The sequence below is a fragment of the Oribacterium sp. NK2B42 genome (genome assembly GCF_000424445.1).
GTDB lineage: Bacteria > Bacillota > Clostridia > Lachnospirales > Lachnospiraceae > Oribacterium.
This window is the reverse complement of record NZ_KE384190.1, coordinates 3,597-19,818: the sequence shown is the minus strand read 5'-3', so window position 1 is coordinate 19,818 and position 16,222 is coordinate 3,597. Positions and strand designations below refer to the sequence as shown.

Genomic DNA, 16,222 nt, shown 5'->3' with positions numbered 1-16,222 from the left:
ACACAAAAGGAAGGTTTCAAAATGGATATTACGACAAGATATGATTCAGGAACTATATATCTGTATATAACAGGAAAACTAAGCTCGACAACAGTAGGCGACCTGTCCCAGGTCATTGACCGCATACCGAAAGATACAGAAAAGGTAGTATTGGACTTTTCTAAAGTCTCATATATTTCATCCTTTGGACTAAGGGAAATACTTCGTCTGAAAAAACATATGAAGGACGGAAGTGATCTTACCATTGTGGGATGTAATGAGGATGTTCTTGAAATATTCATAGAGACCGGTTTTGACAAAATGGTAAATATTCAGGAAGGTTCTTTGGAAGAATCTCCGGAAACCCTTTCGGTTAAAGACTTGTTCCTGCTTAAAGTCAGTACCGCTCCTCAGAAACCATTTGTAGTTACAGACCACCGGATATATACCTATGAGGACATAAATCATTACACCCATATACTTGCGGCAGATTTATTTAGAAACGGAGTACACAAGGGAACTCATATAGGCATATACAGTGGCAACAGTGTTAACTGGGTGATCTCGTTCCTCGCAGCACAGATGCTGGGCGCCATAGCTATGCCCCTCAATTTTCAATATACCATCGATGACCTTATCCAGCTTTCCGGCATCGGTGATATCACCCATCTTCTTATAGGTGATGTACAGAACGCCGGAACCATAGATGAATTCAAAAAAGCAGTCATGGCTAATGACTCCAAAATACATCAGGTACTTGAGATAGGTAAAAATGTAGACTTCAGCTTACGTGACGCAGAGTTTGAACCTCTTCAGGATCAATTCAAAGGTAAACAGGAGGCAGAAGATAACTGCTGTATGCTGTTCACTTCAGGTTCTACCGGTAAACCAAAGGCTGTACTTTTGTCTTCGGCAGGAATACTTCATTCGGCAAAATGTAATGTTGAATTCATGCATTTGTCCGAGAATGACAGGATATGCATGAATGTTCCCCTTTTCCACACAACAGGTTTGATCCGGGGTTTCCTGGCTGCTCTTTATTCAGGAGCCAGCATTCATATCCCTGAAAATTTCGAAACCGGAACACTTCTTTCTTTTATAGAAAAGCAAAAGTGTACCATCATGAATGCGATACCGGGAACCATCATATCAATGGTAAATGATCCTTCATTTTCGGAAGACAAATTAGCAAGCCTTCGATGCTCTATTCTTACAGGTGCTCCGGCAACGGAAACACAGATGCGTATGCTTATGGAAAAAATGCCCGGAAATCATTTTATCTCTTCCTACGGCATGAGCGAACTGTCACCCATAACTGCGACTCTTTACGGAGACAGTGTTGAACATATCTGCCGCAGTGTAGGAAAAGTTGCTGATGGAGTTAAAGTCGAGATCCTGGATTTTCATACAGGCATGCCTCTCCATCCAGGAGCAAATAACCGCGGTGAGATCGTTGTCCATGGTGACAGCGCAATGACAGCCTACTATAAATTGCCGGCTGAATCACAGGCTCTGGATGACAAAGGACGCATACGGACCGGTGACTTCGGATTCTTCGATTCTGATGGATATCTTCATATCTCAGGCAGAATGAAAGAGCTGATCCACTGTAACGGAAAAACCATAGAACCAAATGCTGTAGGTAGTGTGATTGCGGAATATGCACCTGTTTCTGATGTCAAAGTAGTAGGTATAGCCGATGAAAAGGACGGGGAAGTTGCCGTGGCATGCATCAGCCTCAAGAAAAACACTCAGGAACAGCCTGAATACAATGAAGCAGAACTTGTTGCATTCTTAAAGAACCGTTTGCCCGATTACCAGATTCCAAGAAGATTTATGATATACGACAAGCTGCCCACTCTTGCCAACGGAAAAGTAGATGCTGTTACTTTGAAGAAAGACGCTCAGAAAGCTGCAGAAGTCTGAAAGCGCTAAAATGACTGGGCAGGTCAGCACTGCAATTTTGTATGTCAGAGACAAACGGCGAGAAACATGCGTTTATAGCCGAGGAGGATATAATGGAAAAAGAATATAAAGGTACCAAAATCTGTGCTGTACAGGGTGATATAACAAAAACAGATGGTTTGGATGTATTGGTTATAGGCGCTGACGAGAGCCTGTATCTGGATAGCGGTGTTTGTAAAGCCATCCATTCCATTGCCGGACCGGAACTTCTTCAGGAAGTCAAAAAACTGGGGGGTTGTAAAACCGGTGAAGCCAGGATAACCGGTGCTTATAATGCCAATGCTGATTTTATCATTCACACTGCAGCACCCAAATGGCAGGACGGTATGCATGATGAAGTTAAACTCCTTTCTTCCTGCTATAAAAGCATATTAACATTAGCTGCCGAAAATAAAGCAAAAAACATCGGGCTTCCTTCTCTTGGTACCGGTGTCTATCATTTTCCTTTGGATCTGGCATCTGAAACTGCGATAAATACAGCAAAAAATTTTGTGGATGAAAATGCAGGAGCATTGGAAAGCATCACCTGGATTCTCTTCGACGAGCAGACCTTTAAAACCTATGAAGCTGAAATTACAGCCATGGTTTAAGGGGGACCAGTGAATTGATCAAAAACCTTTTTCCGATAATTCCCAGAATCGAGAATGACGGGATAGTACTTGACAGGATAACACAGAAAGATGCCGAAGATCTCAAAGACTTTGTCTCATCTTCAGCTGTGTATGAATATGAACCTACGTTTTTATTTGAGAAAAAATATGATGATGTAACTTATGTTATAGATCATCTGTATGATGAATGCCTGGAAAGCTCCCTGATACTTGGAATATATGTCGACGATAAGTTCGCAGGGATTGCAGAATTCTATGGATTTTCAGACAGGATTCATAAGGTAAGTATCGGTTTCAGACTGTCCGAGAAGTATTGGAGCAGGGGAATCGGTACCAGGGCAGTTAAAGCGATGATAGACTATCTGGAGACGCAAACAAACATCGAGATAATCCAGGCAAGCACCCTTCCGGAAAACAACAGATCAGCCCGTGTTCTCGAAAAACTCGGCTTTACTCTGGTAGTAAAAAATTCCGATGAAGACTGGGGCTTCGGCGGTCTGACTCCGACAGATAAGTGGATTCTGTAACCGGGTTCCAGGGAAAAATTAATATGACAAATAAGGCGATGGCCAACCATATTACAAGACCATAGGTGCCTATCAACGTGAACGTTTAACTTTAGCCGTCAGAGCCGGAATTTCTCCGGTTCTGACGGTATTTTTTTGTGATTATTAAATGTCCGAGGCCACTCAAAAGCTATTCAAGGAATGCCTCGATTACTGGTGTGATGTGAAGAAGGATCCCGGCTCAATACAGCGGAGAGGCTACTGCTATTATTGCGGAACGAAGATCTACCCTAATGACTGGCTTAAGGCGAGGGATGCCTTCGAGGAATATTATCAGATGACCGGTGATGCTTCGGCCGCCAATACCCTCGGTTACATCTACTATTACGGTAGGTGCAACGGCGGCGTGCCGGAGTACGACAAGGCCTTCATGTATTTCAGCGTGGGTCATGCCTACTCATATTTTGAAAGCACCTACAAGCTTGCCGATATGTTGGCTTACGGCTACGGAGTGGTCAAGGACGAGTATTCCGCAAATCATCTGTACTGGAAGGTTTACAAGCAGAACCTCAAGCGCTTCATGAAGGGTGACGACTGTAAATTTGCCGATGCAGCCCTCCGTAAGGGTAATGTCTACAGAGACGGCATCGGAGCTGAGGCTAATGCTGAGACCGCTTACTATTACTACCTGCAGGCAGACTACGCCATCAGGAAGAGGATTGACAGTAACTATTACGGGGATACTGTGGTCTTTACCGGAATCCAGAAGGCTCTGGAAGAGACCCGGAAGGAGTTTGTCGATAAAGGACGGACTGTAAAGTTCTTTTCTCCCGGCTGGACCAAGTGGACACTTATAAAGCACAGAAGATGCAGACTTACTATAAAGGAACTCAATGATGGGGTTTTGGCGCTGGATGCTACGCCGCTTAAGAGAAGAGATGAAGATGCTGCGCCGCAGATGCTCATCACAGTGCCACGGGCGGATTACTGTGAGCTTAGAAAGAGTATAAGGATCAAGACGACTCCGGAAACCATGTATGAGGTCTTTAATGGGGAGTCGGAGATTGTCTTTGACAGCGTAGAGTATGACTGGAGTGAGAAGAAGACAAGGTTTTACCTATATGACGATTTGGTAGGAGAGATAAGTACGGAATACTTTATCTTCACTGCACTGGCGAAGAAGAAAGCGGAGGAGAGTGGAGAAGTATATCATGTTGTGTCCGTAGTGTTTGAAGGAAAGGCACGATGCTTTGATTATCTATGCGATGACAAGACCGTTAAGGTTGGAGATACAGTCATAGTCAATGGATATGACGGTGAGACACCGGTTAAGGTTGTGGCGGTTGCAGATAAGTACGAGAGTGAGCTGGTGCTGCCGGTGGAGAGGTATAAGAAGGTTGTGAGGAAAGATGGGTGAATTCCGGTGGAGAAATTTTACTCCAACTGCGTAATAAATCATTGGTTTTTAAATCTATGTAAACTGATGATTAGTATGTTTGAGTCGATATCTCATTTAGAGTATGTATACAATTGAAATATAGTATTTAAGATTTAAGAATCCATTAGGAAAGGGACTATTTCATGATAAAAGCTGAATTGATTTATAATCCATATCTTCTTGATACAGAGGTTCGATTCAATGGAAATCCCCCAAGAATAAACAGTCTTGTAGAGAAATATCAAAAAGAAAAACTTCAAACCTGGGTAAATAAGATTCCTTCCATATTCTACGATGAAATGAACGGATATAATTTTGAGCTGGACTTTACCGGTACAGAAATGGACTATGAAGAGTTAAAAAAATCTTTCTTACAAGCCGGAGTCGGAAAAGACCTTGTACAGCTTTTCCACAAGGGCAGTCTCGACAGCAGACAAGAAAAATCACATTCGATAGATGAATTATTGAAGTGGCTTGACGATACCCCTAACAGAAAGTTTGATTTACATTCATTCAGAGACCACAACAAAGAATTATTTGATAGTGCATATTCATTTGTTGTAATAGGGGGATCAGTAAATCCTGACAGGATATTTGCGGATATTGACATATCCGTGGAGAATGTTGAATCGGTAGATGAATTACGTAAAACTGATCTTCATAGCACCCCGGTTCTCTTTTATATTGATCGCAAAACAGCTAGTACATTGCAATACAATCTGTTAGAGCTTTTGAAGAGAGATGATATTACACAGGATCAGCTTTTCTTCATGATAAGTCCTGCTCTTGGAGAAAAAGCTGAAAGAGAAATACGAGATCTGGGTGTGAAAAAACCACAGGTAGTAACATCTGTTGATGACCCTCTTATCTTTAGATATTTTGAACTTTTTCCCGAATCAGAATATATTTATGATTCAATTAATGTGTTCCAAAAACAGGCTGATGAGTTAGGAGCCATTCTTAAAGAAGAAAACAGACAGAGTGAAATAACCAACCGGGATATCCATGAAAAGATTAAAGAGTTGGATAATATTCTGACCAATTTAAAAATATCCAATGACCATTTTTACAATAGAGAGAATCTTGATCTTCCATTAGATCTTATAAGAGCCAAATCATATTTGATTGACAATATAAATCAATGGAAAATTAAAAAAACCAAAATCACAGATGTGGCAGAGGCCAGATCATTAGCTTATGAATTTGAATCAGAAGTTTTTAGGTTTTTTGATGATTTCAAGCATGCTGTAAATCAATTCTATTTTATTCAATGTGCCACACTCATGACTCTTTGCGATGAATGGTACAAGGGTGCTCAATATAAAGAAGATTTTAACGTTAAAGAGATAGTAGCTTCTGAACTATCTGAACACTCGATACATCGAATAGCCGACGAATTAATGGATATAAAAGAAGAACAATATGTCATACCAAAAGATGATTTTTTCGGAAAATTATTTAAAACTTCCGAGGCATCAATTCAAGAACCGGTTCTGGAAACAATATACTACTATGAAAACTGGCGTTCACATGCCGCAAATGTTGTTGGACCGGTAGCGGATGACATGATTAATGAAGCCTATTACAACTTACAAAAGTATTTCTCTGAATTGTCCGATTGTTACATGAAGCATATAGCTATTCTTATTCAGGAAGTAACTGAGGAAAAGGAACTTGTGTCATCACAACTTACGGAAGATGAGAAATTACTACAGGCAGATAACGACTGGCATACCGCTTTCTGTGATAAGCTCCGAGATATAGAGAGGTCCTGATTATGAATGAATTACAAGAGCAACTGTCCGCTGAAATAGTCACACAGGATATGACTATGGAGAACCGTCTTGCAATCATAGAGGATGGTATCCGGAAAAAGTATCTATCCAGATTGACAGAAATGCAAATAGTTCCTGTCGGTGAACTTCTGCCGTTGGAAGAGGATTTAATCCAGAATATCCGCCTTTTTCATGTTACCGAGATGGTATATAAAAAAGGTGAACCTGTTACGGATAAGTTCACGACTGTATTTAATACTCTTTCGACATATAATGCTACCGCATTCATAATCATGGATTCCGACGGTCAAAAGACAGATTTTTACATCGGTGTCCGAAATATGGAAAAGGATGAATTGCAGAAGCGTTCAACCGTTACCCTTGGTGACACCCTGAAGAATACATTCATTGGTCACTTCCCCGGAATGAAGATCTTAGGAAAGGACAGACAGCATATTGCTGCTCTGTCTGAAAAGATCATAAAGCAACAGAACGTTACATCAGTTAGCATTGTCGGAAACAGTAAGTCTTCAACAGAACAAACTAATGAACAGTTTGTTCAGGGGATAGAAAAGCTGGCTCTGGCGATGCATGGACGCCAATTCATAGGTCTTATTGTGGCAGAAAACCAACCTTCACAGATGATCCAGATGCTGCGGAAGGAATATCAGGATCTATATACAAAGCTCTCTCCTCTTCAAAAAGTACAATTATCTGAGAGTACATCCAATACTACGTCCAAAAGCAAGTCATTTGCCGAGATGAATGGAAAGCAACGAGCAGCACTTTTGGGAGGAGTACTTACTTCATTGGGCGGTGTAATCGGAGGTGCCATTGCAGGAGGAGCAATAAGTCCTTCAATCGGAATGACCGGTGGCGCAATGGTTGGTGGTCAGATTGCAGGACAGCTGAGCGGTTTCATCAATACTTTGGCTCCCACTGAACAGCAGAGTGAATCCCTCAGTACTTCAACATCAACTACAACAGAAAACAAAGTAGTAACTGATATGCTTCAAATGCTGGATGATTCTTTGAAACGTACGAGGGAATTTGACAGTTATGGCATGTGGAATGTTGCTGCATATTTTCTTTCTGATGACATGTCAGCGGCTGAGATTGCTGCCAGCAATTATCGTTCTCTTATGAATGGTGAGAACTCCGGAAGAGAAGTCTCATCAATAAATTCGTGGAGAAGCAATAATCCGAGAACAGTTGGTAATTATCATGATTTGACCACATATCTTTCCCGTTTTCTTCATCCGCTCTTTTATTACGGTAATAATGACCAATACGGTGTAATGACAAATGCTACTACAACTATTACCGGTAAAGAACTCGGAATACACATGGAGCTACCCAGGGCCACTGTATCCGGACTTCCGGTCATTGAGCATGCTGAATTCGGCAAAGAAGTTACTGCCTACCACCTGTTTTCAAAGAACACTGTGTCACGTCCGGAGGACAGAATGACACTTGGCAGAGTGTTTGATCTTGGAAAGATTACAAACAAAATTGTAGAACTCGATAATAAGAGCCTGAACATGCATACATTTATTACCGGATCAACAGGATCAGGTAAGAGTAATACCGTTTATCAGATGCTGGCTGAGCTTCATCAGGACAGAATTCCGTTTCTTGTTGTTGAGCCGGCGAAAGGCGAGTATAAGGATGTTTTCGGAAACTGGCCGGATACTAATGTATATTCTACAAATCCACGAGTAGCAGAACTTATTAATATCAATCCTTTCAGGTTTCCTAAATCTATACATGTTCTGGAGCATGTGGACGGATTGGTTGAAATCTTCAGTGTCTGCTGGCCAATGTATGACGCTATGCCGGCTTTTTTTAAGGACGCCATCTTACAATCCTATGAGGAGGTGGGCTGGGATCTTGGTTCTTCTACCTTTGATGGAGCAGAACCTGAATACCCCGATTTTGAAATTCTTATCGATCAACTAAACAAATTGATAGAAAGCTCCGATTATGCTTCTGATATAAAATCAAATTATCGTGGAGCACTGATAACCCGTGTTAAATCATTGACCGTCGGGCTCAATAAGTTCATATTTACGACAGAACAAACACCATATAAAAAGCTTTTCGATGAAAACTGCATTATTGATATAAGCAGGGTCAAGTCTACAGAGACGAAAGCTCTCATTATGGGGCTTATGGTTTATATCCTGAATGAGTACCGAGTTGATCAAAAGACAGAGAATAATAATGGATTAAAGCATGTCACTGTTCTTGAAGAAGCTCATAATCTGCTCAAAAACACTAAAGGTGGCGGAGAATCCGGGTTAGTGGGAAAATCCGTTGAGATGCTCACTCAGACCATTGCAGAAATCCGAACATATGGTGAGGGATTTATTATAGTTGATCAGTCACCATCTTCTGTTGATATTGCGGCAATAAAGAACACTAATACAAAGATCGTTCTCCGTACTCCGGAAGCAAATGACAGGGATGCTATCGGACGTTCGATAGGTCTCACCGTGGATCAAGTGAATGAAATAGCAAAACTACCAAGTGGTGTAGCTGTTGTTTATCAAAATGACTGGGTCGCTCCGGTTTTGACCATGATTGATAAAGCAGCTGTCACAGAACGGCCTTATGTGCCGGATAGAAGGACAGTTATTCGAACTGTAAGTTCCGCAAGAATATTGATCTTAAGGATGCTTATGCAACCATGGATTGGTAAGGGAAGGATAGATGAACAATCCTTAAAAGACTCTTTGAAAGTACTCGAAATATCACGCGGAGCAAAAAAGGTAATCTCCACATTAATAGATGACTACACACTCTTCAATGGACTTCTAAATTGGAAAACTGCAGATCTCCCTAAACTGCAGGAACTGGTCCAGGAAGTAATAGGCATAGATAATAAGGACTTTATGAATTTTAATACCCCTAAGGAATTACAGGTATTTGTTGAAAACAGACTGAAGCAGTGTTCTTCTGAAGAAATCAAGAACATCTGCTTTGTGTTAACATCAAAGGAATGAGGTGCACTTATCATGACTTTCGATACATTTGAATCAAGCGGCCTAGATACAGGAAAATTTGATTTAGGCGGTAAAATGTCAGCTCTCCATAGTGGTTTTGAGAGCAGTATTAGTTCCAAATATGATGCATTCATGAATATTCCTGATAGTATTGATAAGAATATTTCTAACTGGCTTGGAACTGATGTCCCAGATATGACAGCTGTAATGTCCTCGACAAAAGAAATGTATAATGGAACAACTCTTGATAAAGGAAAAAAATCATTAGGTTTAAAGGAAATAAGTGAATATAAAATAAACAAAGATTATGAGAACCAGAATATAAGACAACATGCTGGTTATGCAGCTGAGGTTATAAGTACAACAAAAGAAAATCTTATTGCCGAAAAAAATGATACGGGAGTAAAAACTTTTCGTACAGATGACCTACCGGATGAGTATAAAAAGTACGATCCGTATGAGTATAAAAAGAATGATCCATATGTTGACAAAATCCGAATTGACAGAAATGGGAGCATAGAGAGAATTCAGGTAAAATTCGTTGGAAAGGATGCCTCTGAATGCCTTTCCAAGCTTGCATCAAAAAAATACGACAAATATTTTAATGATGGTAAAGTCGATAAGATGGAGATTCCTAAAGATTATTATGATGATGTGAAAACTCTTATTCCGAAGAAGATTAGTAATCTCGAAGAACAGCTGCAACGTGTACGCGACAATGGCAACGTAGAGGCAGCTCAGAAATTAGAAAATCAGATTGAGCGTTATAAAAAGATCGATCAAATGGTTGAAAAGAGCACTGTTAGTTCTGATGAGGCAATTTACGCTGTTAAACATCCAGAAAGATATACAACTAAACTTTTCGTACAAGACACCTTTGTAGAAAGCCATAAGGCCGGAATGGATAGTGCGGCAATAGCAGTAACAATAACAGCGGCAGTGTCTACGGTTGATAATGTCGCGAAGGTTATGGATGGTGAAATCACGCCACAGGAAGCCTTTATTGATGTAGCAAAGGATACCGGAGTTGCCGGAGGTGTTGCCTATGGGACAGCATTTGTAAGTACAGCTGTTTCCCAGACCATGTCGGCGTCCAGTCATCAGCTTATTAAGTCTCTTGGAAAATCCGGAGTACCTGCAGCTGTAATATCTTTTGGAGTTCAGTCTTATGACTCTGTTATTGATTATGCAACCGGTCAAATAACTGGAAATGAACTTGCCTATGATTTAGGTGAAAATGCAGCTCAAGTGGGTGGAGGCATAGCCGGCGCTGCTCTGGCAGGTGCAGCTGTTGGATCAGTAGTACCAGTTGCAGGAACTGCAGTTGGCTTTGGTGTTGGTATGGTAGGCGGAATGATTGGTTGTGCGGTTGCTTCAGAGGCATATGCTTCAGCGGTTGAATTTGGTTCCGACCATGTTGATGAGCTGGCTGACAAAGCTAAGGAAATGGCCGATAATACTGTGAGCCTTGCAAAAGAGATCGTACCGGATAAAGTAGGCAACATAGTCGCTTCACTCAATGACTTTGCAACTTCAAACCATCTTCCTTTTAGTGTTTGATTTAACGAAAATAGAATCAGCAGATTTTTTAAATGTTTAATTTTGCAGCATATATAATTTCATAATCAAGACCAGCCTATTAATGGGCTGGTCTTCGTATTAACGACCATAGGTACCTGTCACCGTGAACTTTACACTAAATATAATTTAGAGATATGTACATTTTTTTGCAGTTTTGAAGAGATATAATAGCATATAGATGGAAACAGAAATACTTAAGTATGATTTTTTTGAACGTGAGGGTAAATATATGTATTATGATGGATTAACAAAACAGTATGCATTAAGTAAAACTATAAGAAATGAACTCGTTCCAATTGGTAAGACATTAGATAATATAAAAAAGAACCGAATTCTTGAAGCTGATATCAAAAGAAAAAGTGACTATGAGCATGTGAAAAAACTCATGGATATGTATCACAAGAAAATAATCAATGAGGCTTTGGATAATTTTAAATTATCTGTTTTAGAAGATGCTGCAGATATTTATTTTAATAAGCAGAATGATGAAAGAGATATTGACGCTTTTTTGAAAATCCAAGATAAATTGCGTAAAGAAATAGTTGAACAGCTAAAAGGACATACTGACTATAGTAAAGTTGGCAATAAAGATTTTTTGGGTTTACTAAAGGCTGCATCTACCGAAGAAGACAGGATTTTAATTGAAAGCTTTGACAATTTTTATACATATTTTACAAGTTATAACAAAGTGAGGAGTAACTTATATTCTGCTGAAGACAAGTCATCTACAGTTGCATATCGTTTGATAAATGAAAATCTGCCGAAATTTTTCGATAATATTAAAGCATATAGGACTGTACGGAATGCAGGCGTTATATCAGGCGACATGAGTATAGTGGAGCAGGATGAATTGTTTGAGGTTGATACATTTAATCATACATTAACACAGTATGGTATAGACACATACAATCATATGATCGGTCAATTGAATTCTGCTATAAATTTGTATAATCAAAAAATGCATGGAGCAGGCAGCTTCAAAAAACTGCCAAAAATGAAGGAATTATATAAACAATTATTAACAGAAAGAGAGGAAGAATTTATTGAAGAATACACTGATGATGAAGTACTCATAACAAGTGTACATAATTATGTTTCATACTTAATAGATTACCTGAACTCTGATAAGGTCGAATCTTTTTTTGATACCCTCCGAAAGTCAGATGGAAAGGAGGTTTTTATAAAAAATGATGTTTCAAAAACAACTATGTCTAACATTTTATTTGATAATTGGAGCACAATAGACGATTTGATAAATCACGAGTATGATTCTGCTCCTGAAAATGTAAAGAAAACGAAGGATGATAAATATTTTGAAAAGCGCCAGAAGGACTTAAAGAAGAATAAGAGCTATTCACTAAGTAAGATCGCAGCATTATGTAGAGATACTACCATACTTGAAAAGTATATAAGAAGGCTTGTTGATGATATTGAAAAAATATATACATCAAACAATGTTTTTTCAGATATAGTCCTATCCAAACATGATCGTAGTAAAAAACTATCTAAAAACACTAATGCAGTACAGGCTATTAAGAATATGTTAGATTCCATTAAAGATTTTGAACATGATGTTATGCTTATTAACGGTAGTGGTCAGGAAATTAAAAAGAATCTGAATGTATATTCTGAACAGGAAGCTTTAGCAGGTATACTCCGGCAAGTTGATCATATTTATAACTTGACTAGAAATTATCTGACAAAGAAGCCGTTTTCAACAGAAAAAATCAAATTAAATTTTAATAGGCCAACGTTCTTGGACGGATGGGATAAGAACAAAGAAGAAGCAAATTTGGGAATACTGTTAATCAAGGATAACAGATATTATTTGGGAATTATGAATACATCATCCAATAAAGCATTTGTAAATCCGCCAAAGGCAATTAGCAATGATATATATAAAAAAGTAGATTATAAACTTTTGCCAGGACCAAATAAGATGTTGCCTAAGGTGTTTTTTGCAACTAAAAATATAGCTTACTATGCGCCTTCAGAGGAGCTTCTCTCAAAATATAGAAAAGGCACACATAAAAAAGGAGATTCATTTTCTATAGATGATTGCCGAAATCTGATAGATTTTTTCAAATCATCTATTAACAAGAACACTGATTGGTCAACATTTGGATTTAACTTTTCAGATACGAATTCTTATAATGATATAAGTGATTTCTACCGTGAAGTTGAAAAACAGGGATATAAGCTTTCCTTTACAGATATAGATGCTTGTTACATAAAAGACTTAGTTGACAATAACGAGTTATATTTGTTTCAGATTTATAATAAGGATTTCTCACCATATAGTAAGGGAAAGCTGAACTTGCATACTCTTTATTTTAAGATGCTGTTTGATCAAAGAAATCTGGATAATGTTGTATATAAGTTAAATGGAGAAGCTGAAGTATTTTATCGTCCTGCATCAATAGAATCAGATGAACAGATTATTCATAAATCCGGGCAAAATATAAAAAATAAAAATCAGAAACGATCAAATTGTAAAAAAACCAGTACCTTTGATTATGACATTGTTAAAGATCGAAGATACTGCAAGGACAAATTTATGCTGCACTTACCTATAACAGTAAATTTTGGAACTAACGAGTCAGGAAAGTTCAATGAATTAGTTAATAATGCAATACGTGCAGATAAAGATGTAAATGTTATTGGCATTGACAGAGGTGAACGTAACTTGCTCTATGTGGTCGTTGTTGATCCATGCGGAAAGATAATAGAGCAGATATCGCTAAATACAATAGTTGATAAGGAATATGACATCGAAACCGATTACCATCAGTTATTAGATGAGAAGGAGGGAAGCAGAGATAAGGCGCGTAAAGATTGGAATACCATAGAAAACATAAAAGAATTGAAAGAGGGATATCTGAGTCAGGTGGTTAACATCATTGCCAAATTGGTTCTAAAGTATGATGCAATTATTTGTCTTGAAGATTTAAATTTCGGTTTCAAAAGAGGACGTCAGAAAGTTGAAAAACAGGTTTATCAAAAATTTGAAAAGATGCTCATTGATAAGATGAATTATTTAGTATTGGATAAAAGCAGGAAACAGGAATCGCCTCAAAAGCCAGGAGGAGCCTTAAATGCTCTGCAATTAACATCAGCGTTTAAAAGCTTTAAAGAACTTGGTAAACAAACAGGTATAATATATTACGTACCTGCTTATCTTACAAGTAAAATTGATCCTACTACGGGATTTGCCAATTTATTCTATATTAAATATGAAAGTGTTGATAAAGCACGTGATTTTTTTTCAAAGTTTGATTTTATTAGATACAATCAAATGGATAATTATTTTGAATTTGGATTTGATTATAAATCTTTTACAGAGAGGGCAAGCGGTTGTAAAAGTAAGTGGATTGCATGTACAAACGGAGAACGTATTGTGAAATACAGGAATTCTGATAAGAATAATTCATTTGATGACAAAACAGTTATATTGACAGATGAGTATAGAAGTCTATTTGACAAGTACTTACAAAATTACATTGATGAAGATGATTTAAAAGACCAAATTCTTCAAATTGATAGTGCTGATTTTTATAAAAATTTGATCAAGCTATTTCAGCTTACATTACAGATGAGAAATAGTTCATCAGATGGTAAAAGAGACTATATTATTTCACCTGTTAAAAATTATCGTGAAGAATTTTTCTGTTCAGAATTTAGTGACGATACTTTTCCAAGAGATGCGGATGCAAATGGTGCATACAATATTGCCAGAAAGGGTCTTTGGGTAATTAAACAAATTAGAGAAACTAAATCAGGAACAAAAATTAATTTGGCAATGTCAAATTCTGAATGGTTGGAATATGCTCAGTGCAACCTATTATGAGCTGATACATGACATATGGATGATGCTATATTAATTACTGAATTAAATGATTTTATATTTTGCCCAGTTTCCATTTATTTTCACAAAATGTATAAAGATATGGATAGGATGATATATCAAAATACTGATCAAATAAATGGAAACGCGGCACACAAAAGTGTAGATGAAAGTACATACACTACACGTAAAGATATACTTATGGGAATTGATGTATATTGTGAGAAATATAATCTTATTGGGAAAATAGATATTTTTGATATCGCTAAAAAAACGCTCAGAGAAAGGAAGAAAAAAGTTAAAAATATTTATGATGGATATGTATTTCAAGTATATGCACAGTATTTTTCTCTAGTAGAGATGGGATATGATGTTAAGAAAATAGAAATATATAGTATAGATGATCACAAAAAATATGATATACCGTTGCCTTATGCGAACACGGATATGCTATTCAAGTTTGAAAAAGTAATAGATGAAATTAAACATTTTTCTATACATGAATTTATTCAGACTAATGAAGCTAAGTGCCTTCATTGCATATATGAACCAGCATGTGATAGAACGCTTATAAAGTAAGTTCAGAGGAATAGTCTATGTTGGATATTAATGATTTCTCAAAAAAACAAATTATAGTTTTTATGCCTGCTAGAGGAGATAAGCTTTCTTATAGAAATGACAATTTGATAGTTTGATTATATTAATAGTCTTTTGGATATAGGATATACAATATTGTTTAATTTTATAGATTGTATACTAAGTGTTTACGATTTCGATGTATATAGAGGCGTTTTACATACAGATTTTTATATGAGAAAATCATTAGTGTGTGACCTTATGGAACCATTTAGACCAATAATTGATTGGAGAGTCAGAAAGGGGATAAATTTAGGACAGTTTAATAAAGAAGATTTTACATTGATAGGTCATCAATGGCAGTTGGAATATAAAAAAGCAAATTTATATTCCATGATTTTTTTAGAAGATCTGCTTGAAAATAAAGATTCTATATTTCTTTATCTACGGGGTTATTACAGAGCTTTTATGAAAGGAAAAAATGCTAGTGAGTTCCCGATATTTGATATGAAATCTAAGTCTATTTCTCTTCCATAGGAGTAAGTGTATGATTATAATCAGCTATGACATATCAAATGATAAATTGCGTACCAAATTTTCTAAATATTTAGGTAAGTATGGACACAGAATACAATTTTCAGTTTTTGAAATTGATAATAGTGAAAAAATACTTAATAATATTGTGGCAGAAATAATCAATGAATATGAAAAACGTTTCTCACAAGAAGATAGTGTTATAATTTTTATGATGTCAAGTAGTTGCAAAACCATAAGATTTGGGTATGCTATTAATGAGGAGCATGATTTGGTTATGATAACTTAATTGCAAACCTCTTACTTGATTTTAGAATGGTTCTAGGATGTATGATATACTAAGGATGAAATTGGCTAAAATGCACTATTATATCGCCGTAGAATCTTCAAAATGCATGCATTTTGACA

General features: G+C 37.4%; 11 protein-coding genes. All 11 read left to right on the top strand.

Annotated elements, in window-relative coordinates; genetic code table 11:
- Positions 1 to 21: 21 nt before the first annotated feature.
- Positions 22 to 1,905, top strand: a complete 1,884-nt coding sequence (locus G625_RS0116810) for an AMP-binding protein (RefSeq protein WP_029202025.1) — start codon at positions 22 to 24, stop codon at positions 1,903 to 1,905.
- Positions 1,906 to 1,997: 92 nt separating this feature from the next.
- Entirely contained in the window at positions 1,998 to 2,534 is a 537-nt protein-coding gene (locus G625_RS0116805; RefSeq protein ID WP_044933371.1) for a macro domain-containing protein, read from the top strand.
- Positions 2,535 to 2,548: 14 nt separating this feature from the next.
- Complete coding sequence (locus G625_RS0116800) at positions 2,549 to 3,082, top strand: GNAT family N-acetyltransferase (RefSeq protein WP_029202023.1); 534 nt, start codon at positions 2,549 to 2,551, stop codon at positions 3,080 to 3,082.
- A 148-nt stretch (positions 3,083 to 3,230) separates the two neighbouring features.
- Entirely contained in the window at positions 3,231 to 4,478 is a 1,248-nt protein-coding gene (locus G625_RS0116795; RefSeq protein WP_029202022.1) for a tetratricopeptide repeat protein, read from the top strand.
- Positions 4,479 to 4,642: 164 nt separating this feature from the next.
- Entirely contained in the window at positions 4,643 to 6,274 is a 1,632-nt protein-coding gene (locus G625_RS0116790; protein ID WP_029202021.1) for a hypothetical protein, read from the top strand.
- Between the two features lie 2 nt (positions 6,275 to 6,276).
- Entirely contained in the window at positions 6,277 to 9,279 is a 3,003-nt protein-coding gene (locus G625_RS0116785) for an ATP-binding protein (RefSeq protein WP_044933368.1), read from the top strand.
- A gap of 12 nt (positions 9,280 to 9,291) precedes the next feature.
- Positions 9,292 to 10,839: a hypothetical protein gene (locus G625_RS0116780; protein WP_029202019.1), complete on the top strand. Its 1,548-nt coding sequence runs from the start codon at positions 9,292 to 9,294 to the stop codon at positions 10,837 to 10,839.
- 199 nt (positions 10,840 to 11,038) lie between these two features.
- Positions 11,039 to 14,707, top strand: a complete 3,669-nt coding sequence (cas12a, locus tag G625_RS0116775) for a type V CRISPR-associated protein Cas12a/Cpf1 (protein ID WP_049895985.1) — start codon at positions 11,039 to 11,041, stop codon at positions 14,705 to 14,707.
- Positions 14,708 to 14,722: 15 nt separating this feature from the next.
- Entirely contained in the window at positions 14,723 to 15,283 is a 561-nt protein-coding gene (cas4, locus tag G625_RS0116770; protein WP_049895984.1) for a type V CRISPR-associated protein Cas4, read from the top strand.
- Positions 15,284 to 15,403: 120 nt separating this feature from the next.
- Positions 15,404 to 15,817 carry a CRISPR-associated endonuclease Cas1 gene (locus G625_RS20625; RefSeq protein ID WP_084152973.1) on the top strand — a complete coding sequence of 138 codons (414 nt, stop codon included), beginning with the start codon at positions 15,404 to 15,406 and terminating at the stop codon, positions 15,815 to 15,817.
- A 10-nt stretch (positions 15,818 to 15,827) separates the two neighbouring features.
- Positions 15,828 to 16,103: a CRISPR-associated endonuclease Cas2 gene (gene cas2 / locus G625_RS0116755; RefSeq protein WP_029202016.1), complete on the top strand. Its 276-nt coding sequence runs from the start codon at positions 15,828 to 15,830 to the stop codon at positions 16,101 to 16,103.
- The last annotated feature ends 119 nt before the right edge of the window (positions 16,104 to 16,222 follow it).

What these genes read in the sequence shown, in the direction of transcription:
- G625_RS0116790 (WP_029202021.1), top strand. Translation starts at nt 4,643, where the DNA reads ATGATAAAAGCTGAATTGATTTATAATCCATATCTTCTTGATACAGAG.
- G625_RS0116805 (WP_044933371.1), top strand. Translation starts at nt 1,998, where the DNA reads ATGGAAAAAGAATATAAAGGTACCAAAATCTGTGCTGTACAGGGTGAT.
- cas4 (WP_049895984.1), top strand. Translation starts at nt 14,723, where the DNA reads ATGGATGATGCTATATTAATTACTGAATTAAATGATTTTATATTTTGC.
- cas2 (WP_029202016.1), top strand. Translation starts at nt 15,828, where the DNA reads ATGATTATAATCAGCTATGACATATCAAATGATAAATTGCGTACCAAA.
- G625_RS0116785 (WP_044933368.1), top strand. Translation starts at nt 6,277, where the DNA reads ATGAATGAATTACAAGAGCAACTGTCCGCTGAAATAGTCACACAGGAT.
- cas12a (WP_049895985.1), top strand. Translation starts at nt 11,039, where the DNA reads ATGGAAACAGAAATACTTAAGTATGATTTTTTTGAACGTGAGGGTAAA.
- G625_RS0116780 (WP_029202019.1), top strand. Translation starts at nt 9,292, where the DNA reads ATGACTTTCGATACATTTGAATCAAGCGGCCTAGATACAGGAAAATTT.
- G625_RS0116795 (WP_029202022.1), top strand. Translation starts at nt 3,231, where the DNA reads ATGTCCGAGGCCACTCAAAAGCTATTCAAGGAATGCCTCGATTACTGG.
- G625_RS0116810 (WP_029202025.1), top strand. Translation starts at nt 22, where the DNA reads ATGGATATTACGACAAGATATGATTCAGGAACTATATATCTGTATATA.